This window comes from Pseudomonas sp. URMO17WK12:I9, from assembly GCF_900230165.1.
In the GTDB taxonomy this organism is placed as follows: Bacteria; Pseudomonadota; Gammaproteobacteria; order Pseudomonadales; family Pseudomonadaceae; genus Aquipseudomonas; species Aquipseudomonas fulva.
The window spans coordinates 139,557-165,648 of record NZ_OCMQ01000006.1; the positions used below are offsets into that span (position 1 = coordinate 139,557).

24 protein-coding genes and 1 pseudogene are annotated in these 26,092 nt (G+C 63.8%); 15 read left to right on the forward strand and 10 right to left on the reverse strand.

What is annotated here, in order from left to right:
- Window positions 1-6 precede the first annotated feature (6 nt).
- The 10 genes from CRP40_RS14215 to CRP40_RS14260 all read left to right on the forward strand — a co-directional run bounded on the left by CRP40_RS14215 (window position 7) and on the right by CRP40_RS14260 (window position 12,472).
- Window positions 7-1,332 (forward strand): HlyD family type I secretion periplasmic adaptor subunit, encoded by a 1,326-nt coding sequence (locus CRP40_RS14215; protein ID WP_027914281.1) that lies wholly within the window; start codon window positions 7-9, stop codon window positions 1,330-1,332.
- The gene (locus tag CRP40_RS14220) at window positions 1,329-2,744 is read left to right on the forward strand and encodes a TolC family outer membrane protein (RefSeq protein ID WP_027914282.1); all 1,416 of its coding nucleotides are present in this window, start codon (window positions 1,329-1,331) and stop codon (window positions 2,742-2,744) included. The genes CRP40_RS14215 and CRP40_RS14220 overlap by 4 nt, the downstream gene beginning before the upstream one ends.
- Window positions 2,745-3,233: 489 nt before the next feature.
- Window positions 3,234-4,265, forward strand: a complete 1,032-nt coding sequence (gene gmd / locus CRP40_RS14225) for a GDP-mannose 4,6-dehydratase (RefSeq protein ID WP_027914283.1) — start codon at window positions 3,234-3,236, stop codon at window positions 4,263-4,265.
- Complete coding sequence (locus CRP40_RS14230; RefSeq protein WP_027914284.1) at window positions 4,265-5,161, forward strand: GDP-mannose 4,6-dehydratase; 897 nt, start codon at window positions 4,265-4,267, stop codon at window positions 5,159-5,161. The genes gmd and CRP40_RS14230 overlap by 1 nt, the downstream gene beginning before the upstream one ends.
- The gene (locus CRP40_RS14235) at window positions 5,158-6,300 is read left to right on the forward strand and encodes a glycosyltransferase family 1 protein (RefSeq protein ID WP_027914285.1); all 1,143 of its coding nucleotides are present in this window, start codon (window positions 5,158-5,160) and stop codon (window positions 6,298-6,300) included. Before CRP40_RS14230 ends, CRP40_RS14235 begins: the two co-directional genes overlap by 4 nt.
- Window positions 6,297-7,406 (forward strand): glycosyltransferase family 4 protein, encoded by a 1,110-nt coding sequence (locus tag CRP40_RS14240; RefSeq protein ID WP_027914286.1) that lies wholly within the window; start codon window positions 6,297-6,299, stop codon window positions 7,404-7,406. Before CRP40_RS14235 ends, CRP40_RS14240 begins: the two co-directional genes overlap by 4 nt.
- Window positions 7,407-7,481: 75 nt before the next feature.
- Window positions 7,482-8,453 (forward strand): SDR family oxidoreductase, encoded by a 972-nt coding sequence (locus CRP40_RS14245; RefSeq protein ID WP_027914287.1) that lies wholly within the window; start codon window positions 7,482-7,484, stop codon window positions 8,451-8,453.
- On the forward strand, window positions 8,450-9,454 hold the full coding sequence (locus tag CRP40_RS14250; RefSeq protein ID WP_027914288.1) for a glycosyltransferase family 4 protein: 1,005 nt from the start codon (window positions 8,450-8,452) through the stop codon (window positions 9,452-9,454). The genes CRP40_RS14245 and CRP40_RS14250 overlap by 4 nt, the downstream gene beginning before the upstream one ends.
- Before the next feature lie 102 nt (window positions 9,455-9,556).
- Entirely contained in the window at window positions 9,557-11,575 is a 2,019-nt protein-coding gene (locus tag CRP40_RS14255) for a nucleoside-diphosphate sugar epimerase/dehydratase (RefSeq protein ID WP_023535319.1), read from the forward strand.
- Between the two features lie 561 nt (window positions 11,576-12,136).
- Complete coding sequence (locus CRP40_RS14260; RefSeq protein ID WP_027914289.1) at window positions 12,137-12,472, forward strand: helix-hairpin-helix domain-containing protein; 336 nt, start codon at window positions 12,137-12,139, stop codon at window positions 12,470-12,472.
- 55 nt (window positions 12,473-12,527) lie between these two features.
- Here the strand turns inward: CRP40_RS14260 and CRP40_RS14265 are convergent, their stop codons facing one another.
- The gene (locus CRP40_RS14265; protein WP_023535343.1) at window positions 12,528-12,695 is read right to left on the reverse strand and encodes a DUF2897 family protein; all 168 of its coding nucleotides are present in this window, start codon (window positions 12,693-12,695) and stop codon (window positions 12,528-12,530) included.
- Window positions 12,696-12,911: 216 nt separating this feature from the next.
- Here CRP40_RS14265 and pyrF point away from each other — a divergent pair, with 216 nt between their 5' ends.
- Window positions 12,912-13,613, forward strand: a complete 702-nt coding sequence (pyrF, locus tag CRP40_RS14270) for an orotidine-5'-phosphate decarboxylase (RefSeq protein ID WP_027914290.1) — start codon at window positions 12,912-12,914, stop codon at window positions 13,611-13,613.
- Between the two features lie 69 nt (window positions 13,614-13,682).
- Here pyrF and CRP40_RS14275 read toward each other — a convergent pair whose 3' ends face one another.
- Window positions 13,683-14,684, reverse strand: coding sequence for an NADP-dependent oxidoreductase (locus CRP40_RS14275; protein WP_027914291.1), 1,002 nt, complete (start codon window positions 14,682-14,684; stop codon window positions 13,683-13,685).
- A 175-nt stretch (window positions 14,685-14,859) separates the two neighbouring features.
- On the opposite strand from CRP40_RS14275, the gene CRP40_RS14280 reads away from it, so the two are divergent.
- Window positions 14,860-15,621, forward strand: coding sequence for an SDR family oxidoreductase (locus CRP40_RS14280; protein ID WP_027914292.1), 762 nt, complete (start codon window positions 14,860-14,862; stop codon window positions 15,619-15,621).
- 482 nt (window positions 15,622-16,103) lie between these two features.
- Entirely contained in the window at window positions 16,104-18,044 is a 1,941-nt protein-coding gene (locus CRP40_RS14285; RefSeq protein WP_027914293.1) for a methyl-accepting chemotaxis protein, read from the forward strand.
- A 54-nt stretch (window positions 18,045-18,098) separates the two neighbouring features.
- On the opposite strand, the gene CRP40_RS14290 is transcribed toward CRP40_RS14285, so the two are convergent.
- Window positions 18,099-19,289 (reverse strand): benzoate/H(+) symporter BenE family transporter, encoded by a 1,191-nt coding sequence (locus tag CRP40_RS14290; protein ID WP_027914294.1) that lies wholly within the window; start codon window positions 19,287-19,289, stop codon window positions 18,099-18,101.
- 150 nt (window positions 19,290-19,439) lie between these two features.
- Between CRP40_RS14290 and CRP40_RS14295 the strand changes: the two are divergent.
- Window positions 19,440-20,036: pseudogene (locus CRP40_RS14295) on the forward strand (glutathione S-transferase family protein); the annotation flags it as partial.
- Window positions 20,037-20,105: 69 nt separating this feature from the next.
- Here the strand turns inward: CRP40_RS14295 and CRP40_RS14300 are convergent.
- From CRP40_RS14300 to CRP40_RS14320, 5 genes are all read right to left on the reverse strand, one after another.
- Window positions 20,106-20,477, reverse strand: a complete 372-nt coding sequence (locus tag CRP40_RS14300) for a glutaredoxin (RefSeq protein WP_027914295.1) — start codon at window positions 20,475-20,477, stop codon at window positions 20,106-20,108.
- A 61-nt stretch (window positions 20,478-20,538) separates the two neighbouring features.
- Window positions 20,539-21,084, reverse strand: coding sequence for a GTP cyclohydrolase I FolE (folE, locus tag CRP40_RS14305; RefSeq protein ID WP_023535356.1), 546 nt, complete (start codon window positions 21,082-21,084; stop codon window positions 20,539-20,541).
- 69 nt (window positions 21,085-21,153) lie between these two features.
- Window positions 21,154-21,714, reverse strand: coding sequence for a Smr/MutS family protein (locus CRP40_RS14310; protein ID WP_023535332.1), 561 nt, complete (start codon window positions 21,712-21,714; stop codon window positions 21,154-21,156).
- A 262-nt stretch (window positions 21,715-21,976) separates the two neighbouring features.
- Window positions 21,977-22,297 (reverse strand): hypothetical protein, encoded by a 321-nt coding sequence (locus CRP40_RS14315; RefSeq protein ID WP_027914296.1) that lies wholly within the window; start codon window positions 22,295-22,297, stop codon window positions 21,977-21,979.
- 81 nt (window positions 22,298-22,378) lie between these two features.
- The gene (locus CRP40_RS14320; RefSeq protein ID WP_027914297.1) at window positions 22,379-22,969 is read right to left on the reverse strand and encodes a cysteine hydrolase family protein; all 591 of its coding nucleotides are present in this window, start codon (window positions 22,967-22,969) and stop codon (window positions 22,379-22,381) included.
- Between the two features lie 181 nt (window positions 22,970-23,150).
- Between CRP40_RS14320 and prmB the strand changes: the two genes are divergently transcribed.
- On the forward strand, window positions 23,151-24,059 hold the full coding sequence (gene prmB, locus CRP40_RS14325) for a 50S ribosomal protein L3 N(5)-glutamine methyltransferase (RefSeq protein ID WP_027914298.1): 909 nt from the start codon (window positions 23,151-23,153) through the stop codon (window positions 24,057-24,059).
- Window positions 24,060-24,150: 91 nt separating this feature from the next.
- On the opposite strand, the gene CRP40_RS14330 is transcribed toward prmB, so the two are convergent.
- Window positions 24,151-24,933: a hypothetical protein gene (locus CRP40_RS14330; RefSeq protein WP_027914299.1), complete on the reverse strand. Its 783-nt coding sequence runs from the start codon at window positions 24,931-24,933 to the stop codon at window positions 24,151-24,153.
- 63 nt (window positions 24,934-24,996) lie between these two features.
- Complete coding sequence (locus CRP40_RS14335) at window positions 24,997-25,956, reverse strand: alpha/beta fold hydrolase (protein ID WP_027914300.1); 960 nt, start codon at window positions 25,954-25,956, stop codon at window positions 24,997-24,999.
- Window positions 25,957-26,092: the final 136 nt, after the last annotated feature.

The window sequence follows — 26,092 nt, forward strand, 5'->3', positions numbered from 1 at the left end:
TTCTAGATGAGCAGTAAAGCGATCACCACCTTCGATCACAATTTTGACGACATGCCCACGTCCGACCGCGGCATTCGCCGCATCGGCCTGACCATCGTCTTCGTTACATTCGGCATTTTCGGCAGCTGGGCGGCCTTCGCGCCCCTCAGCAACGCTGTGCATGGTTCCGGTGTGGTCACCGTGCAGAACTACCGCAAGACCGTGCAGCACCTTGAGGGCGGCATCGTCAAGGAACTGCTGGCCCGCGACGGCGACCTGGTCAAGAAGGGCGACCCGCTGATCGTGCTGGACGAGTCCCAGCTCAGCGCCGAGTACGAGTCCACCCGCAACCAGCTGATCGTGGCGCGATATAAAGAAGCACGCCTACGGGCGGAACGCGACGGCCTGAACGAAATTCCGCCGGTCAAAATGGACGGCACCGATTCGGTCCGTGCTCAGGAGGCCATGGCGGGTGAGTTGCAGGTGTTCAACGCGCGTCGCAACTCGCTGCAGGGTGAAATCTCGGTCAACCGCGAGCGCATTCAGCAGATGAAGCAGCAAATCGCGGGTTTGAACGACATGATCGGGACCAAGAGTGGGCTGGAGAAGTCGTACACCGGTGAAATCAAGCAGCTCAAGGAGCTGCTGGCCGAAGGCTTCGTGGACAATCAGCGCCTGCTCGAGCAGGAGCGCAAGCTGGACATGCTCAAGACCGAAGTGGCGGACCACCGCTCCAACATCACCAAGACCAACCTGCAGATTGGTGAGACCGAATTGCAGATCGTGCAGTTGAAGAAGAAATTCGACTCGGACGTGGCAAATGAGCTTTCGGACGTTCAGGCTCAGGTCTTCGACCTTCAGGAAAAGGAAGCAGCCCTGCGTGATCGCCTATCGCGTGTGGTGATTCGCGCACCCGAAAGCGGCATGGTGCTGGACATGAAGGTACACACCATCGGCGGTGTAATCAGCGCGGCTACGCCGATTCTGGATATCGTGCCTGCACAGTCCGAGCTGGTGGTGGAGGCCAAGGTGGCCACCCGTGATATCGACCGTCTGGAGTTGGGTAAAACCGCAGACATTCGCTTTACCGCCTTCAACCAAGCTACCACGCCGGTCATCGAGGGCAAGCTGGTGCGCATTTCGGCGGACAGCCTGACCGACGAGCGCAGCGGCGACACCTACTACCTGGTGCGTGTGCAGGTGACCGAAGATGGCATGAAGAAACTTGGCAGCCGCAAGCTGCACCCCGGTATGCCTGCTGACGTGCTGATCAACGCCGGCGACCGCACCATGCTGCAGTACCTGCTCAAACCGGCCCGCAACATGTTCGCCGAATCGCTGATCGAGGAATGATTGTGCTGCGTTTGCTACCTGGAATGCTGATGTGCATGGTCGCCTGCCAGGCGGTGGCCGTGGAAGGGAAGGGCGCGCCAGCTGACGTGCCCAAAGCGGTGTCGGCGTCGACCTACACGCTGGACTTGGCCGGCCTGTACCGTGAGGCCAGGCTGGAAGACCCTCGGGTGCTGGCCGCCTATGCCCGCGCGCGCTCGGCCGAAGCCCAGCAGCGCGAAGCCTTGGGCGGCCTGCTGCCGCAGGTGTCGGCCAACGCCAACACCAGCCGCGTGCTGCGCAAGAACGAGATCGACCGCGACATCTATAACAACGAAAGCTATTCGTTGAGCCTGACCCAGTACCTGTACAACAAGCCGGCCTGGGAGCGGTACCAGAAGTCCAAGAGCGTCAAGGACCAGAAGGGCCAGCAGGCCGAAGATACCCTGGCCGAAGCCACGGTCGACCTGGCCAAGCGCTACTTCGTGGCCCTGGCCGCCGACGACGAACTGGCGCTGGTGCAAGCCGAGCGTCGTGCCACCCAGAAAAACCTGGACCGTGTCACCAGCATGTTCGACCGGCAGATGGCCAAGATCACCGACAAGCTGGACATGCAGGCGCGCGTCGACTTCCTGGCCGCCCAGGAGGTGGAAGCCCGCAACCAGGTGCAGGTCAGCCGTGAGGCGCTGGCCGAGATCGTCGGTCGGCCCATCACCGAGCCGCTGAGCCGGGTGCGTAACGATGTCGCGCTGCAGGCGCCCACCCGTCCTTTGCAGGAATGGTTGACCCAGGCCGTGGAAACCAACCCGCAGCTCAAGGCCTCGCGCAGCGGTGCCGAGGCAGCCATGGCGGCCGTGCGTGAAGGCAAGGGCGAGCACTACCCGCAGCTGTCCCTGAGCCTGAGCGCCCAGCAGAGTGACCAGGGTTACGACAACACCCAGGCGCCGCGCAGCGACAGCTATGTGGCAAGCCTTGGGGTGAAGATCCCGATCTACAGCGGTGGCTCCACCTCGGCCCGTGTGCGTGGCTTGTATGACGAGCAGCTGGCGGCCGAAGAACAGCTCGAAGGCATTCGCCGTCAGGTGGTGAAGGAAACCACCACGGCCTTCCTCACGGCCCAGGCGGCGGTGGACAAGATCCGCGCCAACCGCAACGCCCTGTCCTCGGCCCAGCAGTCCAGCGTAGCGGCGCAGAAGGCGTTCAGTTACGGGGTGGTCAACGCGGTGGATGTGCTCACCAGCGTGCAGAACGAGTTCAAGGCGCGTCGTGATTTGCTCAAGACGCAGTATGACTTCATCACCAATCTGTTCCTGCTCAATCGTTGGGCGGGTCAGCTCAACCAGGACAGCGTGGACAACGTCAATGTGTGGTTGAGCCCTGTGCCAGAGCCGACCCTGCCGGGCGGTGACGTGGCGCGGCTGGATGCGCGCCGCTGATTGGACGGGTGGGGTGGGCTTGGGCGGTAGCCTAGGCTGTTAAAGAGATCGCTCGGCACACGCCTCCTGGCGTTCCTCAGAGCCTACGCGGCCCCCCCTGTGGGAGCGGCCTCGTGCCGCGATGGGCCGCGCAGCGGCCCCCGGGATATCCGCTGCGAAGCTGCAATCCTGGGTCCGCTTTGCGGCCCATCGCGGCGCAAGGCCGCTCCCACACGACCAGCCTTTAGAACCCACCCAAATTCAGACCATTCCTACACCCCAAGCACTGGCCATTCTCCCCCCTGGAACTTATTCTCCCGCGCCGGTTCCTAACCCCTTCAATAAGGCCTGACCAGCAGCTGGCGCCGCGCCAGTACTTTGTGAGTCGAGTACTCCCCCCGACCTATGTATACTGCCGCATGCAAGCGAGTACGCGCGGCTCGGAGCTGCCGCGTCAAGCCCCAATAATCACACATGCCCGCACGGCACTATCGGAGTTGGTTAAGTCGCATGAAAGCAATCGTTACTGGGATCACTGGTCAAGACGGCGCCTACCTGGCGGAACTGCTGCTGGAAAAGGGCTATACGGTCTACGGCACCTACCGTCGTACCAGCTCGGTTAACTTCTGGCGTATCGAGGAGTTGGGCATTCACACCAACCCTAACCTGCACCTGGTCGAGTACGACCTCACCGACCTGTCGGCCAGCATCCGCCTGCTGCAAACCACCGAAGCCACCGAGGTGTACAACCTCGCCGCACAAAGCTTCGTGGGTGTGTCCTTCGAGCAACCCCTGACCACCGCCGAAATCACCGGCCTGGGCGCTGTCAACCTGCTCGAAGCCATCCGTATCGTCAACCCGAAGGTACGCTTCTACCAGGCCTCCACCTCCGAAATGTTCGGCAAGGTGCAGGAAATCCCGCAGGTCGAAACCACCCCGTTCTACCCGCGTAGCCCCTACGGTGTGGCCAAGCTGTACGCCCACTGGATGACCATCAACTACCGCGAGTCGTACAACCTCTTCGCCACCAGCGGCATCCTGTTCAACCACGAGTCGCCCCTGCGCGGCCGTGAGTTCGTGACCCGCAAGATCACCGACTCGGTCGCCAAGATCAAACTGGGCCTGCTGGACAAGCTGGAACTGGGCAACCTCGACGCCAAGCGCGACTGGGGCTTTGCCAAGGAATACGTCGAAGGCATGTGGCGCATGCTGCAGGCTGACGAGCCAGACACCTTCGTACTGGCCACCAACCGCACCGAAACCGTGCGTGACTTCGTCACCATGGCCTTCAAGGCCGCTGGTATCGAAATCAACTGGAGCGGCAAGGACGAAGCCGAGCAGGGCACCTGCGCTGCAACCGGCAAGGTACTGGTCGTCATCAACCCGAAATTCTACCGCCCAGCCGAAGTCGAGCTGCTCATCGGCAACCCGGCCAAAGCCAAGCAGGTACTGGGCTGGGAGCCTAAAACCAGCCTTGAAGAGCTGTGCCGCATGATGGTCGAAGCCGACCTGCGTCGTAACGAAAAAGGGTTCTCGTTCTGATGCAAATGGCCAGCAAACGCGCACTCGTCACCGGGATCAATGGCTTCACAGGTCGCTACATGGCGGCCGAATTGCAGGCCAAGGGTTATGAAGTGATCGGTACCGGGAGCCAGCCTTCGGCGGCGCCCGATTACCACCAGGTCGATCTGGCCGATGGGCCGGGCCTGCGTGCGTTGCTGGCCGAACTGCAGCCGGATGTGATCGTGCATCTGGCTGCCATTGCGTTTGTCGGGCACGGCGCTGCCGATGCCTTCTATCAGGTCAACCTGATCGGCACGCGCAACCTGCTCGAAGCCATTGCGGCCTGCGGCAAAACGCCAGAGTGCGTACTCATTGCCAGCAGTGCCAATGTCTACGGCAATGTTTCCGAAGGGATGCTGGACGAGCACACCCCGCCTGCACCTGCCAACGACTACGCCGTCAGCAAGCTGGCGATGGAGTACATGGCAAAGCTGTGGTGCGACCGGCTGCCGATCGTCATCACGCGTCCGTTCAACTACACAGGTGTTGGGCAGGCCGAGAACTTCCTGCTGCCCAAGATCGTTTCGCACTTCCAGCGCAAGGCCCCAGCCATCGAACTGGGCAACCTGGATGTGTGGCGTGACTTCAGCGACGTGCGCGCCGTGGTGCGTGCCTACCGTGGCCTGATCGAGGCGCGGGCAGTGAGCCAGACCGTGAACGTGAGTTCCGGCATCACCCATTCGCTGCGCGAAGTCATCGCCAAGTGCTCGGCCATCACCGGGCACACGCTTGACGTGCAGGTAAACCCTGCGTTCGTGCGCGCCAACGAGGTCAAGACCTTGTGCGGCGACAACGCCCGCCTGCGGGCGCTGGTGCCGGGTTGGGAAACACCCGCTCTGGACGAAACGCTGGGTTGGATGCTCGCCGGTCAATGAAGGTCATTCTTTCCGTCGAGTCGGTTCGCTTCCCGCTGACCGGTATCGGGCGTTACACCTACGAGCTGGCCTCGCGGCTGCAGCAGTGCGATGACATCGACGACCTGCGGCTGTTTGCCGGGCGCAGCTTCGTGCCAGCGCTTCTCAAGCCAGCAGACCAGTCCGATGCCGTGCATGGGCTCAAGCGTTTCGTCCAGAAAAACGCCTTGGCCGTCGAAGCCTACCGGCGGCTGATGCCGTTTCTGCGTAAGCGCGCATTGCGTGGGCATGATGACTTCATCTACCACAGCACCAATTTTTACCTGCCGCCCTTCGCAGGCCGCAGCGTCGCCACGTTCCACGACTTGTCGCCTTTCACCTGGGCCCATTGCCATACCCCGCAGATCGCCCGGTACTTGCAAAAAGAGCTCCTGCTGACCCTTGAGCGGGCCGATGCGCTGATCACGGTGTCCCATTACATTCGCCAGGAGCTGGCCGATTACTTCAACTGGCCGCTTGAGCGCATTCATGCGGTTCCCCTGGCCAGCTCGCCGCAGTTCCATCCCCGTAGCCCGCAGGCGCTCACACAAACGCTGGCGCGTCATGGTCTCGAACCTGGTGGCTACAGCCTGTTCGTGGGCACCATCGAGCCGCGCAAGAACATCGAAAACCTGCTCGACGCTTATGGCCGCCTACCGCTTGCCCTGCGCCAACGCTGGCCGCTGATCCTCACCGGCTACCAAGGCTGGCGCAGCGAGGCCATCCACGCCCGCATCGCCCAGGCGCAGGAGCAGGGCTGGGCCCGCTACCTGGGCTTCGCCCCCAGCGAAGACTTGCCGTTGCTGTTCGCCGGCGCCCGGCTGTTCACCTTCCCGTCCCACTACGAAGGCTTTGGCCTGCCCGTGCTCGAAGCCATGAGCTCCGGCGTGCCGGTGGTGTGCTCCAACAGCTCTTCGCTGCCTGAGGTCGCAGGCCATGCAGCGCTCATGTGCGCGCCCGATGACGTGGAAGGCTTGACCGCACTGCTGCAACGGGGCCTGGAAGACGAAGCTTGGCGCGCCACGGCCATTGCCCAGGGCTTGCAGCATGCCGGTGGTTTCTCGTGGGAACGGTGTGCCCAAGGCACCCTTGAGGTGTATCAAGCGGTCAAGCAACGATGATCAAGGTTCTGCATTTTTTCAAAACCTACTACCCCGATTCCATGGGCGGTATCGAGCAGGTGATCTTCCAGATCGCCGAAGGCACCCAGGCCCACGGTATCGAGCCCGAGGTGCTGTACCTGAGCTCACGTGGCGCTGCCCGCAACGAGCCGGTGGCCAACCACCTCACGCACCGTGCCAAGCTGGACCTGCATGTCGCCTCCACCGGCTTTTCGTTGTCGGCCTTCAAGGACTTTGCCGAACTGGCCCGCAAGGCCGATATCGTGCATTTCCACTTCCCTTGGCCGTACATGGACCTGGTGCACTTCGCCACCCGGCTGAACAAGCCGACCGTGGTCAGCTACCACTCCGACATCGTCAAGCAGAAGTGGCTGCTCAAGCTGTACCAGCCGCTGATGAACCGCTTTTTTTCCAGCGTCGACCGCATAGTGGCCTCTTCGCCCAACTATGCGGCGCACAGCCCGGTATTGACCCAGTTCAAGGACAAGGTGTCGATCATCCCGTATGGTCTGGACCGGTCCACGTACCCCAAAGCCAGCGCCGAAAAGCTGGCGTACTGGCGGCAACGGTTGGGCGAACGGTTCTTCCTGTTCGTCGGGGCGCTGCGTTATTACAAGGGGCTGGACTACCTGCTGGAGGCCGCGCGTATCAGCGGCTTGCCCGTGGTCATCATGGGCGGCGGCTTCCTGGAGCAGCAGCTGCGCCAGCAGGCCAGCGACGCGGGCCTGAGCCAGGTGCAGTTCCTGGGTGGCTTGCCGGACGAAGACAAGGTGGCGCTGCTGGAACTGTGCTATGCCTTTACCTTCCCGTCGCACCTGCGTTCGGAGTCCTTCGGCATCTCGCTGCTGGAAGCGGCCATGTACGGCAAGCCGCTGATCTCCTGCGAAATGGGCTCCGGCACCACCTTCATCAACCTGGCCGACCAGACCGGGCTGGTGGTACCGCCGCGCGATGCACCGGCGCTGGCCCAGGCCATGCAGCAGCTGTGGGACGACCCGGCCCAGGCCCAGGCCATGGGTGCCGCCGCCCAGCAACGCTTCGAGAACGTCTTTACCGCATCGGCCATGGCCAATGCCTACGCCGAGCTGTATCGCAGCCTGTTGTAGCCCGGTCAGTCAGGCACAACGGGCGCGAAGATCGCCGCATGCCGGCCTTGCCGGTGTGAACCGAGAACGGATTTCATGGAACGACGCACGTTATTGATCACTGGGGCCTCGGGCTTTGTCGGCAGCGCCCTGTGCCAGCGCCTGGCGACGGTCGAAGGCCTTACGCCCCGCGCCGCCTTGCGCCCCAGCAGCCAATCGCCTCTGGCAGGCATAGACGCGGTCACCGTTGCGGGCCTGAGCGCCGATACCGACTGGCAGGCGGCCCTTATCGATGTAGACGTCGTGGTGCACGCGGCGGCGCGTGTGCATGTGATGAAGGAAACCGCCACCGATAGCCTGGCCGAGTTTCGCCGTGTGAACGTGCAGGGCACGCTCAACCTGGCCCGCCAGGCGGCGGCTGCGGGCGTGCGCCGCTTCATTTTCATCAGCTCGATCAAGGTCAATGGCGAAACCAGCCAGCCGGGCCGGCCCCTGCATGCCGATGATGCCCCCGTGCCTCAGGACGCCTATGGCGTTTCCAAGCACGAGGCCGAGCAGGGGTTGCAGGCGGTAGCCGCCGAAACGGGCATGGAGGTCGTCGTGATCCGGCCGGTGTTGGTCTACGGCCCAGGCGTCAAGGCCAACTTCCTGAGCATGATGCGCTGGCTGGAGCGTGGCGTGCCCCTGCCGCTGGGGGCGGTACACAATCGCCGCAGCCTGGTCTCGCTGGGCAACCTGGTCGATCTGATCATCACCTGCGTGGAACACCCTGCGGCAGCAGGCCAGACGTTCCTGGCCAGTGACGGCGAGGCTGTATCCTTGAGCGAGCTGCTGCGGGCCCTCGGCCGGGCGCTGGGCCGCCCAGCCCGCCTGGTGCCGGTGCCCGCCGCGCTGTTGCAAACGGGCGCCGCGCTGCTGGGGCGCCGTGACCTGGCCCAGCGCCTGCTGGGCTCGCTGCAAGTGGACATCACCAAGAACCACCAGCTGCTGGGCTGGCGACCGCCCTACACGCTGGAGCAAGGCCTGGCCGCCACCGCGCACGCCTTCAAGGAGAACCACCGCCCATGACCGCCATCCTCATCGTGGCAGGCATCGCCACCTGGCTGATGACGGCCGCACTGCGCCGCTACGCGCTGTCGCGCAGCCTGCTGGACATTCCTAATGCCCGCAGTTCGCATACCTTGCCCACGCCCCGGGGCGGGGGGGTGGCCTTCGTCGTGGCCTTCATGGTCGGTGTGCTGGTACTGGGCTGGGCCGGGTACGTGGCGCCGTCGGTGCTGGTGGGCATCCTCGGGGCAGGGGGCCTGGTGGCCGTAATCGGGTTCATGGACGACCACGGGCACATTGCCGCGCGCTGGCGCCTGCTGGGCCATTTCGCCGCAGCCGGCTGGGGGCTGGCCTGGCTGGGTGGCCTGCCGCCGATCAGCGTGTTCGGCTGGCCGTTGCATGCTCTGTGGCTAGCCGCGCCGCTGGGCCTGCTGTACCTGGTCTGGCTGTTGAACCTGTACAACTTCATGGACGGCATCGATGGCATTGCCAGCATCGAAGCCATTTGCGTGTGCCTGGGCGGCACCGTGCTGTTCTGGCTGGCGGGTGCGCCGGGTGCTGCGTGGTTGCCGCTGCTGCTGGCCGCCACCGTCACCGGTTTCCTGATCTGGAACTTCCCGCCTGCCCGCATCTTCATGGGCGATGCGGGCAGTGGTTTTCTTGGCATCGTGCTGGGTTTGCTGACAATCGTGGCAGGTTGGATAGATCCGCTACTCTTCTGGGGGTGGTTAATACTTTTGGGTGTATTCGTGGTAGACGCTACCTTCACCTTGGCGCGCCGTTTGCTACGCGGTGAAAGGGTCTACGAAGCACATCGCAGCCATGCCTACCAGTACGCCTCGCGGCGCCACGGTCGTCACCGGCCGGTGAGCCTGGCGGTGGCGGCTATCAACCTGGGCTGGCTGCTGCCCGTCGCGTTGGTCGTCGTGGTGCTCAAACTTGATGGGGCAACCGGAACCTTGGTGGCCTATGCCCCTCTGATACTGTTGGCAGTTGCCTACCGGGCAGGGGAGAAGGAATAGCATGCTCCAGCAAGGCGGGCGCAATCAGGGTTGTACAGGGCTGTATGTTCGGCAGTCGCTCTGGTCATTTTCACAAGATGGCGTAGCCATGAGGAAAACCCGATGAGCAATGCGAAGAACGACAGGCTGCGGCAGTTTCTGGTCACCCTGTCACGTCGGCAGAAACGCCTGATCCAGGTGTGTGCCGACATTGCCCTCATCTGGTTCGCGCTGTGGCTGTCGTTCATCGTGCGGCTGGGCGTGGAGGAGATGTACAACCCCATCGTCGAGCACACCTGGCTGTTCATGGCCGCGCCGTGCGTGGCCATCCCCTTGTTCATCCGCTTCGGCATGTACCGGGCGGTGATGCGCTACTTCGGCAACGATGCGCTGGTGGCGATCATCAAGGCGGTGACCCTGTCTTCGCTGATCCTGGCGGTGGTGGTGTACTGGTACAGCAACCACGAGGTGGTGGTACCGCGCTCGATCATCTTCAACTACTGGTGGTTGAGCATGGTGATCATCGGCGGCTTGCGCCTGATCATGCGCCAGTATTTTCTGGGCGACTGGTTCACTGGCGCCCATCAGATCCCTTTCGCCAACCGCGACGACGGGCAGATCAAGGTAGCCATCTATGGCGCAGGTACTGCCGGCAACCAGCTGCTGGCGGCGTTGCGCATGGGCCGGGTGATGCGCCCGGTGGCCTTCCTCGACGATGACGGCGACCTGGCCAACCGGGTCATCTCCGGGCTGCAGGTCTACAAGCCCAAGCACCTGCAACAGATGCTCAAGGAAACCGGCGCCCAGGAGGTGTTGCTGGCACTGCCGTCGGCCACCCGCGCGCGGCGCCGGGAGATTCTCGCCCTGCTCGAACCGTACCCCCTGCACGTGCGAAGCGTGCCGGCCTTTGCCGACCTGGCCACTGGCCGGGTAAAGGTGGACGATATTCAGGACGTGGACATTGCCGATCTGCTCGGGCGCGACCCGGTGCCCGCGCAGGAAGGCTTGCTGGAGCGCTGCATTCACAAGCAGGTGGTGCTGGTGACCGGTGCCGGCGGCTCCATTGGCGCCGAGCTGTGCCGGCAGATCATCGGCCTTGGGCCCAAGACCTTGCTGCTGCTGGACCATGCCGAATTCAACCTGTACAGCATCCTCAGCGAGCTGGAGCAGCGCGTGGCCCGCGAATCGCTGTCGGTGCAGTTGCTGCCGATCCTGGGCTCGGTGCGCAACCAGCAACACCTGGTCGATGTGATGAGCACCTGGCGCGTGGACACCGTCTACCATGCAGCCGCCTACAAGCATGTGCCGATGGTCGAGCACAACATCGCCGAAGGCATTCTCAACAACGTCTACGGCACCTTGTGCACGGCCCAGGCGGCATTGCAGACCGGGGTGGCCAATTTCGTGCTGATCTCCACCGACAAGGCCGTGCGCCCGACCAATGTGATGGGCAGCACCAAGCGACTGTCCGAGTTGATTCTGCAGGCGCTCAGCCGGGAAGCGGCGCCGGTGCTGTATGGCGATTGCAACAAGATCGCGCGGGTGAACAAGACCCGCTTCACCATGGTGCGTTTCGGCAACGTGCTGGGTTCGTCCGGTTCGGTGATTCCGCTGTTCCACCAGCAGATCAAGACAGGTGGCCCGCTGACGGTTACCCACCCCAAGATCACCCGTTACTTCATGACCATCCCTGAGGCGGCGCAACTGGTGGTGCAGGCCGGGGCCATGGGGCAGGGCGGGGATGTGTTCGTACTGGACATGGGCGAGCCGGTGCGCATCGTCGAGCTGGCGGAGAAGATGATTCACCTGTCGGGCTTGAGCGTGCGCAGCTCGTCCAATCCTCAGGGCGACATCGCCATCGAGTTCACGGGTTTGCGGCCGGGTGAGAAGTTGTACGAGGAGCTGCTGATCGGCGACGACGTATCCCCCACCGCGCACCCGATGATCATGGCGGCCAACGAGGACTACCTGGCGTGGGAACGGTTGCGCGAAGGGCTGACGCTGTTGCTGGCGGCGGTGGCCGAGGACGACTTCACCCGCGTGCGGCAGTTGCTGCGCGAGATGGTGAACGGGTATTCGCCGCAGGGCGATATCGTGGACTGGGTTTATTTGCAGCGTCGCCAGGGGCCGGTGGAGCGGTAAGTGCTTGAGCCGTCGATTGGGCTCGGTGCCCCGGGGCCGCTTTGCGGCCCATCGCGGCACGAGGCCGCTCCTACCCCGGGAGGCGTTAGCCTTCAGATGCGGTGCTAGGCAGGCGATGACACGGCGTGAAGCACAGGCCTACCCGGACCTGTGGGAGCGGCCTCGCGCCGCGATGGGCCGCAAAGCGGCCCCAAGATCTAAAGCGCGCCCACCATCTCCGCGGCTCTTACCCCGTAGGGCACCCAGCACCCCCGCATTCAGCACCACATCACACACCCTAACCCCCAAGCGACTACCCCGACCCTCCTGTCAGACTCAAGCCCCCAGCACGTCAGCCCCATTCCCCATCTATCACCTCTCCCCCAATAAACCCTGCTACACCTCACCAACTCAACCGATCCCACCTCTCCAGCCACCCCCCACCCTAAGCCCACCCCCGACCAATCCAGTAACCATTACCCCACCCCCAACCCTGTCCCACCCCCCACCTCCAGCGCTAGGGTTAACCCCGCAGCCCAAGGAACAGGCTGCCAGAAACGACCAACCCTAGGAGTCTTCATCATGCGTAAAAACCTGCTCACCGCGCTGCTGCTCCCACTCATCGCCAGCCTTTCGTTCACCGCAAACGCAGCACCGACCAATGCCACGACCATGGTCGAACCCATGGCGATGGTCGCCCAGGCAAGCCAGTCAGCAACCCCGCTGGTCGACCTCAACAGCGCAGATGCCCTGACGCTCCAGAAAGAACTCAACGGCATCGGCAAGGCAAAGGCCGAGGCAATCGTCGCCTACCGCGAAGCCCACGGGCCATTCGCGTCGGTTGATGAATTGCTCGAGATAAAAGGCATCGGCAATGCGCTGCTAGAACGCAACCGCGACAAACTGAAAGTGCAATAAGTACAGAGGGGCGGGCCTTCGACAGGCCCGCTCATTGAAAGGCCATCAACCGCATTCAGCGGTCTTGAGCATCCCGGGCATCGGCCTCGGCGTTGCGTTCATGAACCTTGCGCAACTGCTCGTCAGTCAACGGCAGCTTCTTGGCCGTGTCGCGCAGCATCATCAAACCGCCGACGATCGAGCCAATGGCAACGATGAGTATCAGCCAGGCATACCAAGGCATTTTCCTTCTCCTGTTGCGAATGTAAGCGGCTTGCTCACCTGTTTTGAGCCAGGCGCCGCTTCGTTGGTTCAATGGTACGGCGCCTCACGCAGGCCCAGCACCCACCGGCCCACATCCTGGCCCACCGTCCGACCAAATCCTGGGCCAGCGGCCCCCCCAGCCTGCGTCACATCGTTTACAATGCGCGCCGTTTCCGACTTGCCAAGAGACCCTGCCATGCCTGCTTGCCAGACGCCCCTTATCGTCGCCCTGGACTTCCCTACCCGCGAAGCCGCCCTGAAGCTGGCTGACCAGCTGGACCCTGCGCTGTGCCGCGTCAAGGTGGGCAAGGAGCTGTTCACCAGCAGCGCGTCGGGCATTGTCGAAACCCTGTGTGACAAAGGCTTCGAAGTGTTCCTGGACCTGAAATTTCACGACATCCCCAACACCACGGCCATGGCCGTCAAGGCCGCTGCCGAGATGGGCGTGTGGATGGTGAACGTGCATTGCTCCGGCGGCTTGCGCATGATGGCTGCTTGCCGTGAAGAACTGGCCAAGCGCAGCGGCCCGCAACCTCTGCTGATCGGCGTGACCGTGCTCACCAGCATGGAACGCGAAGACTTGGCCGGTATCGGCCTGGATGTCGACCCGCAAGAACAGGTACTGCGCCTGGCGGCGCTGGCCGAAAAGGCCGGTATGGACGGGCTGGTGTGCTCGGCGCTGGAGGCCCCGGCGCTCAAGGCCGCTCACCCTGGCCTTCAGCTCGTCACCCCCGGCATTCGCCCGGCAGGCAGCGCCCAGGATGACCAACGTCGCATCCTCACGCCGCGTCAGGCCCTGGACGCTGGCTCGGACTACCTGGTAATCGGCCGCCCCATCAGCCAGGCCGCCGACCCGGCCCAAGCGTTGGCAGCGGTAGTGGCCGAGATTCGCGGCTGAGCCTGAGCCGCACGCCTTTCAGGCACCGTCATCGGATCGGGACCTGAAAGGCGTGCGTCCAGTCAGTCATTACACCTTCAACACCAGCTTGCCGAAGTTCTGCCCGTTGAACAGTTTCAACAGGGTGTCTGGGAAGGTTTCCAGGCCGTCCACCACGTCTTCCTTGCTCTTGACCTGCCCATTGGCCAGCCAGCCGGCCATTTCCTTGGCCGCTTTGCCGTAGTCCTTGGCGTGGTCCATCACCACGAAGCCCTCCATGCGCGCACGGTTCACCAGCAGCGCCAGGTAGTTGGCCGGGCCTTTGACCGCTTCCTTGTTGTTGTACTGGCTGATCGCACCGCAGATCACGATGCGCGCCTTGAAGTTGATGCGCGTCAGCACCGCATCCAGAATCTCGCCCCCGACGTTGTCGAAGTACACGTCCACGCCTTTCGGGCATTCGCGCTTAAGGCCTGCCTGTACGTCCTCGGCCTTGTAGTCGATGACGCCGTCAAAGCCCAGTTCATCCTTGAGGTACTGGCATTTCTCGGCACCGCCCGCGATACCCACGACGCGGCAGCCCTTGATCTTGGCGATCTGCCCCGCAATGCTGCCCACCGCACCCGCGGCGCCGGAGATCACCACGGTGTCGCCGGCTTTAGGCTGGCCCACTTCCAGCAAGGCAAAGTACGCCGTCATGCCGGTCATGCCCAAGGCCGACAGGTAGCGGGGCAGGGGTGCAAGGCTCGGGTCGATTTTCTGCAGGTTCTGGGGCTCGCCGGTAAAGTAATCCTGCACGCCCAATGCGCCGTTCACATGGTCGCCAGGCTTGAAGTCCGGGTGGTTGGACGCAACCACTTCGCCCACGCCCAGGGCGCGCATCACCTGCCCCAAGGCAACCGGCGGGATGTAGGACTTGCCCTCGTTCATCCAGCCGCGCATGGCCGGGTCCAGGGAAAGGTACAGGTTGCGCACCATCACTTGCCCTTCACCGGGTTGTTCGGCAGGCAGGGTCTCGAACTTGAAGTCTTCACGCGTTACCGCCCCGACCGGGCGTTTGACGAGCAGGAAGCGGCGATTGGTCTGGGTCATGACGGGTCCTTGAAGAATGGAATGGGCACAAGAGGATAAATCTACCTTGTTGATGAAAGCAGGTCCTCAACATCACTGACAAGCATGGTCCTATAAATGTCCATGTGATGATGCTGCGGCCTTACCAGCGGCTGGCTATGCTCGTGTGCCTCACAGGCCCTGACAGGAGCGCGGCATGAGCATGAGTTTTTCGGGCCAGGTAGCACTGGTCACCGGGGGCGGGGCGGGCATCGGCCGGGCAACGGCGCTGGCCTTTGCCGGCGAGGGCCTGAAGGTGGTGGTCGCCGACCTGGACGCCGTGGGCGGCGAGGAAACGGTCGGGCAGATTCGGGCCGCAGGTGGCGAGGCGTTGTTCATCGCCTGCGACGTGACCCGCGAAGACCAAGTCCGCCAGCTGCACGAGCACTTGGTCGCCGCCTATGGCCGGCTGGACTATGCCTTCAACAATGCGGGCATCGAGATCGAGCAGGGCAAGCTGGCCGACGGCAGCGAGGCGCAGTTCGACGCCATCATGGGCGTGAACGTCAAAGGTGTGTGGCTGTGCATGAAATACCAGCTGCCGCTACTGCTGGCCCAGGGCGGCGGCGCTATCGTCAATACCGCCTCGGTGGCGGGGTTGGGCGCAGCGCCGAAGATGAGCATCTACAGTGCGTCCAAGCATGCCGTGATCGGGCTGACCAAGTCTGCCGCCATCGAATATGCCCGCAAGGGCATCAGGGTCAATGCCGTGTGCCCGGCCGTGATCGATACGGACATGTTCCGCCGTGCCTATGAAGCCGACCCCCGCAAAGCCGAGTTCGCTGCCGCCATGCACCCGGTAGGGCGCATCGGCACCGTGGCCGAAATCGCCAGTGCGGTGTTGTACCTGTGCAGCGATGGTGCGGCGTTTACCACTGGGCATTGTCTGACGGTGGATGGAGGGGCCACGGCAATTTGAATCGGTGAGGTTGTGGTGGATGAAGCCCAAAGGCTGCCAGGGGTTGAGCGCTGGTCCTGAAGATGCATTATCACGCTGACATCCTGGGGCCGCTGCGCGCCCCATCGCGGCCGGTCCGGCGCCCCGGCAAGGCCGCTCCCACACGGGGCTCAGTAGCCTGTAGATTGCACTTTTGTGGGAGCGGTCCTTGTGCCGCGATGGGCTGCGCAGCGGCCCCAAGTTCTCCGCCCCGAGCCGCAAATCTTCATCCCTCGCGCACCCCCAGCGTGCCGCCACCATGTCCCTCCACCAACCACCGTCGTTGCCAGACAACATCCGGCCACCCATCCCTGCCTTTCATACGTAGGACGACTCCTACAAACCCATTACCGACATACTCATAGCTATTTGACACTATTCTGACGTCAGGCCCTTGTTCAGGGGTTGGCAACGTTGCCACCCTTGGCGTTCGGGATAACCTGACACCCACAAGGGGAATCGGCATGGGCGCGAGCAAGCACGGTGTGTTGGCCAACCTGGGCATGGCGCGCAAACTCGCGCTGGGCTTCACCCTGGTGTTGCTGCTGACCCTGGCGGTGGCTGCCATCGGTATCGCGGCGTTGCACAGTGTCGGACAGCGCTTTGACAGCCTGCGCGCGCTGGCACAATTCAATACCGACCTGTTGCGTCTGCGCCAGCACGAACAGGCATTTGCACTGCGCTCCGACATCAAGCAAGCCGAAGCCTTGCGCGCCGGCTTGCAAGGGTTGGTCGAGCGCGCTCGTGCACTGCCGGCCCTGGCCGCAGCCGAGCCCGAGCTGGCCGCCTATGGGCAGGCATTCGAAGCGTTCGTCGGCGCGGTGCAGGCCAAGGAACTGGCGCTCGATACCGCCAGCTGGTCGGTCTCAAGCGTTGCCAACAACCTCGACGTGCTGCAATCCGGCCTGGCTGATGACGGGGTGTATACCCTCAAGCAATCACAAGGCCAGCAGGGCGGTGAGTTCCTGGAGCAGGCCGCGCAGGTGGCGCAGGTCTCGCGGTTGATGCTCCAGGCCATGGATGAAGCCCGGGTGCGCCTTGAGAAAAGCCGCAAGGGCGAAGACGACGTCAGCCAGGCGCGCATCGCGCAAACGGTCGAGGCCGCCAGCCTTGTGGGCCAGTTACAAGCGGCTGTCACCGACAGTGGCTACCAGAGCGTACTCAACGAGGTGGCGGGGCACATTGGCAGCTTCTCCGAAAAACTCAACGAATACACCGACCAACTGGCCAGCGAACAAGGCCTCAAAGCGCAGTTGCAGGCCTCGGCCGAGCACGTCACAAGTCGCGTCGATCAGGCCTACCTCACCGAAGAGCGCGTGCTGCAAGGCGACTTGCAGCGCAACACGGTGGCCATCGCCATCGCCACCGCGCTGGCCTTGCTGGTGGGCGTGCTGGCCGCCTGGCTGATCACCCGCGCCGTAGTTGGCCCGCTCAAACATGTGATTGCCCGTGCGCAACGCATTGCCGACGGCGAACTGGCGTTCGAGCCCGTCGCCCCGCGCCGCGATGAAGTGGGGCAACTGATGCAGGCCATGCAGCAGATGGCCGCCGGCCTGTCAGGCATCGTCAGCGGTTTGCAGCAAGGCATCGAGCAGTTGGCCGGCAACGCCCAGGCGCTGTCGGCCGTGACCGAGCAGACCAACCGCGAAGTCGGCAGCCAGAAGGAAGAGACCGAACAAGTGGCCACGGCGATGCAACAGATGACGGCTACCGTGCACGATGTGGCGCGCAACGCCGAGGAAGCCGCGCAAGCGGCGCAGGCTGCGGACGAGAAGGTCGATTCGGGGCAACATGTGGTGCGCCAGAGCATGCAGCGCATTGAGCAGTTGGCCGCCGCAGCCGAAACCGCCAGCGCGGGCATCGAGAGCCTCAGCTCTGAAATCCATACCATTGGCGATGTGCTCGAAGTCATCAAGAGCGTGGCCGAGCAAACCAACCTGCTGGCCCTCAACGCGGCCATCGAAGCGGCCCGGGCCGGCGAGCAGGGGCGCGGCTTTGCAGTGGTGGCCGACGAGGTGCGTGCACTGGCCAGGCGCACGCGCCAGTCCACCGAGCAGATCGAAACCCTGGTGGCCAGCCTGCGCGGCAATGCGCAGCAGTCCGTCGCGCAGATTCGCGGCAGCACGGAGCTGGTGCGCCTGGCCGTGGCCGATGCCCTGCACACCGAAAGCGCATTGGGCAGTATTGCCGCAGCGGTGTCGTTGATTCAGCAGATGAACCAGCAGATCGCCGCCGCCGCCGAACAGCAAAGCTCGGTCGCCGAAGAAATCAGCCGCAGCGTCACGCAAATTCGTGGCAGTGCCGACCAGGCTGCGTTGGCCATGCAGGACAGCGCCCGGTCCAGCGTCGAGCTGGCGCAGCTCGGCACCGACCTCAAGGGCATGGTGGGGCACTTCAGGCTGTGATGGCGCCGCCCTGGCAGGGCTCCGCCGGCGTAGAGCCTGCCATGGGCGGGTGTCTTACGCCTTGCGTGGGTTCAGGATCAGCAGGGCCAGTACACCGGCCACGATGCCCCAGAAGGCCGAACCGATGGAGAACAGCGTAAGCCCCGAGGCCGTGACCATGAAGGTGATGACGGCCGCTTCACGCTCGCGCGCTTCACTCATGGCTACCGTCAGGCCATTCATGATCGAGCCAAACAGGGCCAGCGCCGCAATCGACAGCACCAGTTCCTTGGGCAAGGCCGCGAACAGCGCTGCCAGGGTCGCTCCGAACACGCCGGCTACACCGTAGAACACGCCGCACCACACGGCCGCGGTGTAGCGCTTGCTCGGGTCTTCATGGGCATGCGGCCCGGTGCAGATGGCCGCGCTGATGGCGGCCAGGTTCACCCCGTGCGAGCCGAACGGCGCCAGCAGCAACGAAGCCAGGCCGGTGGTTGAAATCAACGCAGAGGCCGGCACCTGATAACCGTCTGCCCGCAGCACGGCAATGCCCGGCATGTTCTGCGAGGTCATTGCCACCACGAACAGCGGAATGCCGATGCTGATGGTGGCTGCCAGCGAAAAGTGCGGCGTGGTCCATACCGGCGTTGCCATTTCCAGGGCGAAGCCGCTGAAGTCCAGCAGCCCCAAGGCACCGGACAGGGCCGTGCCCACCAGTAGAGCGGCCAGTACGCAGTAGCGCGGGGACAGGCGCTTGACCAACAGGTAGCTGAAGAACATGCCCAGCACCAGCAAGGTGCGGTGCTGGGCGGCGACGAAGATTTCGCTGCCGATCTTGAACAGGATGCCTGCCAGCAGCGCCGATGCCAGCGAGGCAGGAATCCGCTTGACCAGGCGCTCGAAGCTGCCGGTCAGCCCACAGATCAGCACCAGCGCAGCACAGGTGATGTAGGCCCCGATCGCCTCCCCGTAGCTCACCCCGCCCAGGCTGGTGATCAGCAGCGCCGCGCCGGGCGTGGACCAGGCCACGGTCACGGGCGTGCGGTAGCGCAGGGACAGGCCGATGCTGCAGACCGCCATGCCGATCGAGAGCGCCCAGATCCAGGAGGATATCTGCGCGGTGGTCAGGCCAGCCGCTTGCCCGGCCTGAAACATCAGCACCAGCGAGGAGGTGTAGCCGGTGAGCATGGCGATGAAGCCTGCGACCACCGCCGAGGGCGAGGTATCTGCCAGGGGGCGAAGACGAGCGGAAGTGGCATCGGTCATGAAAAATCCTTGTAAGGGTGTACGCCGTGGTTTTCAGACTAACGCCAGGCGAGGTGACAGCAGCGATACAGCGATCATTGCTTTTAACCGTACAGTCGTTAACTATCAGGCGCTCTGGTATGACGGCATTGCAGGGGTAGGGGTGATGTACAGGTTTACGGCGATTATCAATCGGGTAACTGCTACAAGGTCAAGTTGATGCTCAGCCTGTTGGGGCGGCCCTACGAGTGGCACGCCGTGGACATTCTCAAGGGCGAGACCGAGACGCCCGAGTTCCTGGCCATGAACCCCAACGGCAAGGTGCCGGTGTTGCAACTTGAGGACGGTAGTTACTTGTGGGAATCCAATGCCATCCTCAACTACCTGGCCGACGGCAGCGAGTTCCTGCCCGCCGAGCCGCGCCTGCGCACCCAGGTCTTGCAGTGGCAGTTCTTCGAGCAATACAGCCATGAGCCGTATATCGCTGTGGCCCGCTTCATCCAGTTCTACCTGGGGCTGCCGGATGATCGCGTGGAGGAGTACCGCAAGTTGCACAAGGGCGGGTACAAGGCGCTGCGTGTGATGGAGCGGCAGTTGCAGGTGACGCCGTACCTGGTAGGTGACCAGTATTCCATCGCCGATGTGGCGTTGTATGCCTACACCCATGTGGCACAGCAAGGCGGTTTCGACCTGGCGGACTACCCGGCCGTGCGTGCCTGGCTGGAGAGGGTGAGCAGCCATCCGCGGCATGTGCCGATGGTGGGCTGATTCACGAGTAACATGTAGGAGCGACCTCGCTCGCTGGCGGGTGCCAAGGCTGCACCCGCCACCGCTGAATCAACCCTTGCCAAACCGCTCATCCAGGTAGGCAATGATGGTCTTGGACTCATACATCCAGGTCACCTTGCCCGCTTCCTCGATGCGCAGGCAGGGCACCTTTATCCGGCCACCGCCTTGTTCCAAGGCCTGGCGGTGCATAGGGTCGTTCTTGGCATCGCGCAACGCCACCGGCACGTTCAGGCGGTGCAAGGTGCGGCGGGTCTTGACGCAGAACGGGCAGGCATGGAACTGGTAGAGCGCCAGGCCCTTGGCCGCCTCGTCCACGCGGGCCTGGGCCGCCGGGTCGCGCTTGCGCTTGGCCGGGCGGCTGGCCCAGTCGCCGAATACGATAAGCTGGCCGAGGCCAACCCGCAGGGCTTTGACGATCATGTACAAACTCCTGAAATGAAAAAGGCCGACCGGCAGGGGTCGGCCTGGGTGACGAAGCCGGTTACTTGATCAGGCTGAGGAACTCGCTGCGGGTGGCCGCGTTGGCGCGGAACTCACCCAGCATCACCGACGTGATCATGCTCGAATTCTGCTTCTCCACACCGCGCATCATCATGCACATGTGCTTGGCCTCGATGACCACGGCAACGCCGGCGGCACCGGTCACCTGCTGCACGGCATCGGCGATCTGGCGGCTGAGGTTTTCCTGAATCTGCAGGCGGCGGGCGTACATGTCGACGATACGCGCCACTTTCGACAGGCCCAGCACCTTGCCCTTGGGCAGGTAGGCCACGTGGGCCTTGCCGATGAAGGGCAACATGTGGTGCTCGCACATCGAATACAGCTCGATGTCCCGGACCAGCACCATTTCGCTGTTGTCGGAACTGAACAACGCGTTGTTGGTCACTTCTTCCAGTGTTTGCTCATAACCGCGGCAAAGATACTTCATCGCCTTTGCAGCCCGCTTGGGCGTGTCGAGCAGGCCCTCACGGGAGACGTCCTCGCCAATCTGGCTGAGGATCTCGGTGTAGTTCTGTTCCAGGGACATGGATCTACCTGTGGGAAAAATCGCAAAAACGAAGGTTACGGCGGCAAGGGCGGCGCTGCAAGCGCGGCGTTACTCGTCGCGGCCTTCGAGCATGGTTCGTTTGAGCATCACATAGACCGCGCCGGTGCCACCGTGGCGGGCACTGCAGGAGGCAAAGCCGAGCACTTGCGGGTGCTGGCGCAGCCAGGTGTTGACGTGGCTCTTGATCATGGGGCGCTTGCCGTCCAGGCGTGCCGCCTTGCCATGGGTGACCCGCACGCAGCGTACTTCAAGGCGCGTCGCCTCGGCGATGAAATCCCAAAGCGTCTCGCGCGCCTTTTCCACGGTCATGCCGTGTAGGTCCAGGCTGCCTTCGAACGGTATCTGCCCAAGCTTGAGCTTGCGCAGCTGGGTTTCCTGGACACCGTCACGGCGCCACATCAGTTCGTCTTCGGCGCCCACGTCGATGACGAACTGGTCGGACATGCCATCGATGACCAATGCCTTGTCGCTGGACACGGTCGCCGACTGGCGCAGGCCGGCCAGTTTCTGGCGATCGGCCTTGGGCTTGCCGACCTCGGCACGGTCGTGCGTGATCGGCTTGACGCCGCGCACTTCGGCCTTGAACAGGGAAAAATCGTCGTCTTGCATGATGCCTCCGCGTGGGCGGCATAGTTTACGCGAGTGCGCGGCGGTGTGCAGCCATGGTGGTCGGGTGGGGAAGGGCGACGGTGGGCTACTAAGGGGGACGGTGAGCTAAGGGAGACGGTGAGCTAATGTAGGAGCGGCCTAGTGCCGCGATGGGACGCGCAGCGGCCCCGGCGATCTAGGCGGCCAAGCTGAAATCCTGGGGCCGCTGCGCGCCCCATCGCGGCTAGGCCGCTCCTACAGGGGGGCTGCGGTTGCAGGAACCTCACTCATGCTTCTTCATCAAGTGGGGCGACATGTTCAGCTCCCGAGCACGGCGCATGCGAATGCGGCTCAGGCGCCAGAAGCGTACGCCAAGCCACAGCATCAGCAGCCCCACCACCGTCAAGGTGGCGGCAAGCGGCTTGTTGGCGTTGAGTTCGGCCAGGGCAGGGTAGTTGCCCAGCAGCCCGGCCACGCCGGCCATGGCCAGTAACACACCAAGGGTGGCCAGCAGCGCGGCAAGCGCAGCACCCAGGCGTGCGCCCCAGCTGCGCGGTTGGCGCGGGCGCAGGCGCTTGGCGTCGATACTGCCTTTAAGCTTCATCCTGCTCTCCTGTTGGGGTCTGGGCCCTTGGACCCACAAACACACCTCGGGTTCCTGCCTGCCGCCACCCTCCTGATCGGATCAGATCAGGCTGGCCGTCGGCGCCACGCAGGCGAAGTTGTCGGCCATCACGGCCATTTCACACCGGTGGATCTGCGCCGCTGGAATCACCTCATTGTTGAAAGCCAGGTCGCGGGTGGCCGACGCATCTTCCACCAGGGTGCACCGGTAACCATAGTCCTTGGCACGGCGCACGGTGGTGCTGACGCTGGAGTGGCTCATGAAGCCGCAGACGATCAGGTCGAGATGGCCGAGTGCTTGCAACGTCTCGTGCAGCTTGGTGTTCTTGAAGGCATTGGGCATGCGTTTTTCGATCACGGTCTCGCCTTCCAGCGGTTCGAGCCCCGGAATGAACTGACCTGCAGGGCCCTGGGGGTCGAAGCGCCCGCCAACGGTGCCCAGATGGCGAACATGGATGATCGGACGGCCGCTCTTGCGCGCGGCGTCGAGCAACCTGGCGATGTTGGCCACGGCCTCATCCATGCCCGACAGCGCCAGGGGCCCGGTCAGGTACTCCTTCTGCGCATCAATGATGATCAGGCTGGCTTGGCTCAGCTTGGCCGGCGGGTAATCGCGGCCAGTGAGGCGGAACATCGTGGTTGGAACGGACATCAAGGGCTCCTTGGTATAGGGCTTTTGTACGCCTATTCTCCCCTGCCTTGGCGACAATGGGAATGGTTGACAACGCAAGCGGCGTGGTTGCTGGCCTGTGGCTACCGTACAGGCGATTGCAGGGAACAAATCCAGGGCCTGGGCTGTTAGACTTTCGGCCAGTCTGAATTAGGAGTTTCCCGTGATCACATCCCGTCTGCGCACGCTGCGCGACTACATCCGTTGGGCGGTCAGCCGCTTCCATGAGCACGACCTGTTCTTCGGCCACGGTGCCGACAACGCCTGGGATGAAGCCCGGTTGCTGGTGCTGGGGGCAGTCCACCTGCCGTGGGAGGTGGCCGACAGCTACCTGGACTGCATGCTCGAGGATGCCGAGCGTGTACAGCTGCAGCACCTGCTCAAACGCCGCATCGAAGAACGGGTGCCCACCGCTTACCTGTTGGGCGAGGCCTGGTTCTGTGGCATGTCGTTCATCGTCGACGAGCGCGTGCTGGTGCCGCGCTCACCCATTGGCGAGCTGCTGGAAAAGCGTGTTGAGCCGTGGCTCGGCGCTGAGCCAGCCCGCATTCTGGACCTGTGCACCGGCTCCGGCTGCATCGGGATCGTCGCCGCCGACGTCTTCCCGCAGGCCGAGGTGGTGCTGGCCGACCTGTCGTTCGAAGCGCTCGAAGTGGCCAACCAGAACATCGAGCGCCATGGCCTCGATGGCCGGGTGTACACCGTGCAGGGCGATGGTTTCGAGGGGTTGCCGGGCCAGCGCTTCGACCTCATCCTGTCCAACCCGCCCTACGTGGACGCCGAAGACTTCGGCGACATGCCGGCCGAGTACCACCACGAACCGGAGCTGGGCCTGGCCTGCGGTGCCGATGGTCTGGACCTGGTGCGGCGCATGCTGGCCGAAGCGGCCGATCACCTGACCGAAAAGGGCTTGTTGATCGTGGAGGTGGGCAATAGCCAGGTTCATGTCGAGGCGCTGTACCCGGAAGTCGACTTCGCCTGGCTCGAGTTCGAGCGCGGCGGGCATGGGGTATTCATGCTCACCGCCGAGCAGTGCCGTCAGCATCAGGCGTTGTTCAAAGGCCGCGTCTGAGGCCGAGTGGGGGGGCACGGGTGCCAGGCGCCCGTTCCGCCCAAGCCGTCTTCACACCACCTGAGGCTCGCACAACGCCGGCCCCAGGCTTTCAACGCGTGGCGATCCAGATCAGCAGCCCGGCCTGAAACAGTGCAAAGGCCACCAGGCAGGTGATGGTGAACCGCAAGCCGCTGTCTTCGCGCTGGTACTTGGCCACACGCTCGTCGCGCTCGCGCAAGCGGGCTTCGCCTTCCTGCAACTGCTGGTCTGCCTGCTGCAGCAACTGCGCTGCATCCAGAAGGCCCAGGCGCTGCACGCGCTCGCTGTTCCAGCCTACCTCCAACTGGTCTACCCGGGTCTCGGCCGTTCGGCCCTTGAGCACCTGCCCGTCTTCGTAGTGCACCTCAAGGCCTGCCCCACGCAGGCACTGGTCCCGGCGCAGGCGCGAGTCCTCCTCCAGCGCATCCTTGCTCGGCAGCGCAAAAGCCTCTACTCGGTAATTCGGCCATTTGCGCTGCAGCCACTGGGCAGCCTGGGCCAGCAAAAAGCGGCCCAGGCCGCGATTGACCGGCTCCAGTTGCAGGCCATGCTCGTCCCCCAGGTACACGCGCTTCGTCTGGTGATCTACGCGTATGTCCACCCGGTTATGGCCCTTGTGCACCTTCTGGTCGGGCAACCCAATCTGCATGCGCAGCAGGCTGTGGGCCGGGTCGTGGCGCTCGGCATAGCCGAACTGCACGAAACGCAGGGGGCGGGCGCCGGTCGCGCGGTCGCCAGGCAGGGGCGCCAGGCGCAGCAACTGGTGATGTTCGACGGCCAGGTCCGCCCAGGGCAGGGCGGGGGTGTGTTGGGGCTCTTCAGCCGGCTCTGTGGCAGCAGGTGGTGTGGTCATCAGGGCATGTCCTTGGCTATGCACGCTGTATCGGCCGCCTGCGCGCAGACCTGAGCCCGTCGATCAGGCCGGTGGCAACTGGCGAATGAACGCGACGATCTGCTCGCCCAGCTCCCGTGCCAGCGGCAACTGGGGGTTCTGGTAACTCTCGCGCTGTTCGCTCATGTCCTTGGGGCTGATGCGCAGCATATGGTTCATGCCCTCGATCAGCACCAGGTGGGCATCGGGTTTGGCGTCCTTGAGCTTCTGCGCATCCGCCACGTCCACCTGCACGTCGTTGCGCCCCTGCACGATCAGCGCCGGCATGGACAGCCGCGCAAACGCGGCTGCCGGGTCCTGCCGGAACAAGGTGATCAGGTAGGGCTGCACGCTGGGGCGAAACACCTGGCGCAGTGGTGCGGGCACGTCCAGGCTGGTCTGGCCAGCTTCCAGGCGGTCGAGCAGGGCGCTGCCACGGGCCAGCTGCGCAGGCGGCAGGCGCTCGGCCAGCTGCTCACGCACCACCTCGGCCATGGGCCTGCCGCTGCCGGCCAGGCTGATCACTGCGCTGGCCCCGGCCTGCTCGGCGGCCAAGCTGGCGATCAGCGCACCTTCGCTGTGGCCGATCAGGATCAAGGGGCCGAAGCGGGGGTCGGCCTTGAGCTTGTGGCCCCAAGCCACCACATCGGCAACGTAGCGTTCCACGCTCAGGTCGCGCTCATCGGGCGTGGCCGGTTGGCTGGCGGCCACGCCGCGCTTGTCGTAGCGCACGCTGGCGATGTTTGCATTGGCCAGCAGCAGGGCCAGGCGCTTCAGGTTGTCCACGCGCCCGCCGGCCGGGTTGTTGCCGTCGCGGTCGGTGGGCCCGGAGCCTGCGATGATCAGCACCACCGGCGGCGGCGTGTCCTGCTGGGGTAACAGCAGGCTGCCGTGCAGTACCCCCTGACCGGTGTCCAGGTCGATGGGACGGTGCAGGACGGTGGGGGTGGCGGCATGGCAAAGGCTGGTCAACAGCAGGCAAAACAGGGCAATGAAACGCGGCATCGTGCGCAACTACACAGGGGGAGATAGCACTTTGACCCACAATGGCCAATGAAGGTTCTAGGGCCAGGTCCAAGGCCCTGCATCGCCCGTAACGATGCGCTTGCCAACCAGCCCGCACAGGCAGGCAATCCATCTG

What these genes read in the sequence shown, in the direction of transcription:
- CRP40_RS14215 (WP_027914281.1), top strand. Translation starts at nt 7, where the DNA reads ATGAGCAGTAAAGCGATCACCACCTTCGATCACAATTTTGACGACATG.
- CRP40_RS14220 (WP_027914282.1), top strand. Translation starts at nt 1,329, where the DNA reads ATGATTGTGCTGCGTTTGCTACCTGGAATGCTGATGTGCATGGTCGCC.
- gmd (WP_027914283.1), top strand. Translation starts at nt 3,234, where the DNA reads ATGAAAGCAATCGTTACTGGGATCACTGGTCAAGACGGCGCCTACCTG.
- CRP40_RS14230 (WP_027914284.1), top strand. Translation starts at nt 4,265, where the DNA reads ATGCAAATGGCCAGCAAACGCGCACTCGTCACCGGGATCAATGGCTTC.
- CRP40_RS14235 (WP_027914285.1), top strand. Translation starts at nt 5,158, where the DNA reads ATGAAGGTCATTCTTTCCGTCGAGTCGGTTCGCTTCCCGCTGACCGGT.
- CRP40_RS14240 (WP_027914286.1), top strand. Translation starts at nt 6,297, where the DNA reads ATGATCAAGGTTCTGCATTTTTTCAAAACCTACTACCCCGATTCCATG.
- CRP40_RS14245 (WP_027914287.1), top strand. Translation starts at nt 7,482, where the DNA reads ATGGAACGACGCACGTTATTGATCACTGGGGCCTCGGGCTTTGTCGGC.
- CRP40_RS14250 (WP_027914288.1), top strand. Translation starts at nt 8,450, where the DNA reads ATGACCGCCATCCTCATCGTGGCAGGCATCGCCACCTGGCTGATGACG.
- CRP40_RS14255 (WP_023535319.1), top strand. Translation starts at nt 9,557, where the DNA reads ATGAGCAATGCGAAGAACGACAGGCTGCGGCAGTTTCTGGTCACCCTG.
- CRP40_RS14260 (WP_027914289.1), top strand. Translation starts at nt 12,137, where the DNA reads ATGCGTAAAAACCTGCTCACCGCGCTGCTGCTCCCACTCATCGCCAGC.
- CRP40_RS14265 (WP_023535343.1), bottom strand. Translation starts at nt 12,695, where the DNA reads ATGCCTTGGTATGCCTGGCTGATACTCATCGTTGCCATTGGCTCGATC.
- pyrF (WP_027914290.1), top strand. Translation starts at nt 12,912, where the DNA reads ATGCCTGCTTGCCAGACGCCCCTTATCGTCGCCCTGGACTTCCCTACC.
- CRP40_RS14275 (WP_027914291.1), bottom strand. Translation starts at nt 14,684, where the DNA reads ATGACCCAGACCAATCGCCGCTTCCTGCTCGTCAAACGCCCGGTCGGG.
- CRP40_RS14280 (WP_027914292.1), top strand. Translation starts at nt 14,860, where the DNA reads ATGAGCATGAGTTTTTCGGGCCAGGTAGCACTGGTCACCGGGGGCGGG.
- CRP40_RS14285 (WP_027914293.1), top strand. Translation starts at nt 16,104, where the DNA reads ATGGGCGCGAGCAAGCACGGTGTGTTGGCCAACCTGGGCATGGCGCGC.
- CRP40_RS14290 (WP_027914294.1), bottom strand. Translation starts at nt 19,289, where the DNA reads ATGACCGATGCCACTTCCGCTCGTCTTCGCCCCCTGGCAGATACCTCG.
- CRP40_RS14300 (WP_027914295.1), bottom strand. Translation starts at nt 20,477, where the DNA reads ATGATCGTCAAAGCCCTGCGGGTTGGCCTCGGCCAGCTTATCGTATTC.
- folE (WP_023535356.1), bottom strand. Translation starts at nt 21,084, where the DNA reads ATGTCCCTGGAACAGAACTACACCGAGATCCTCAGCCAGATTGGCGAG.
- CRP40_RS14310 (WP_023535332.1), bottom strand. Translation starts at nt 21,714, where the DNA reads ATGCAAGACGACGATTTTTCCCTGTTCAAGGCCGAAGTGCGCGGCGTC.
- CRP40_RS14315 (WP_027914296.1), bottom strand. Translation starts at nt 22,297, where the DNA reads ATGAAGCTTAAAGGCAGTATCGACGCCAAGCGCCTGCGCCCGCGCCAA.
- CRP40_RS14320 (WP_027914297.1), bottom strand. Translation starts at nt 22,969, where the DNA reads ATGTCCGTTCCAACCACGATGTTCCGCCTCACTGGCCGCGATTACCCG.
- CRP40_RS14330 (WP_027914299.1), bottom strand. Translation starts at nt 24,933, where the DNA reads ATGACCACACCACCTGCTGCCACAGAGCCGGCTGAAGAGCCCCAACAC.
- CRP40_RS14335 (WP_027914300.1), bottom strand. Translation starts at nt 25,956, where the DNA reads ATGCCGCGTTTCATTGCCCTGTTTTGCCTGCTGTTGACCAGCCTTTGC.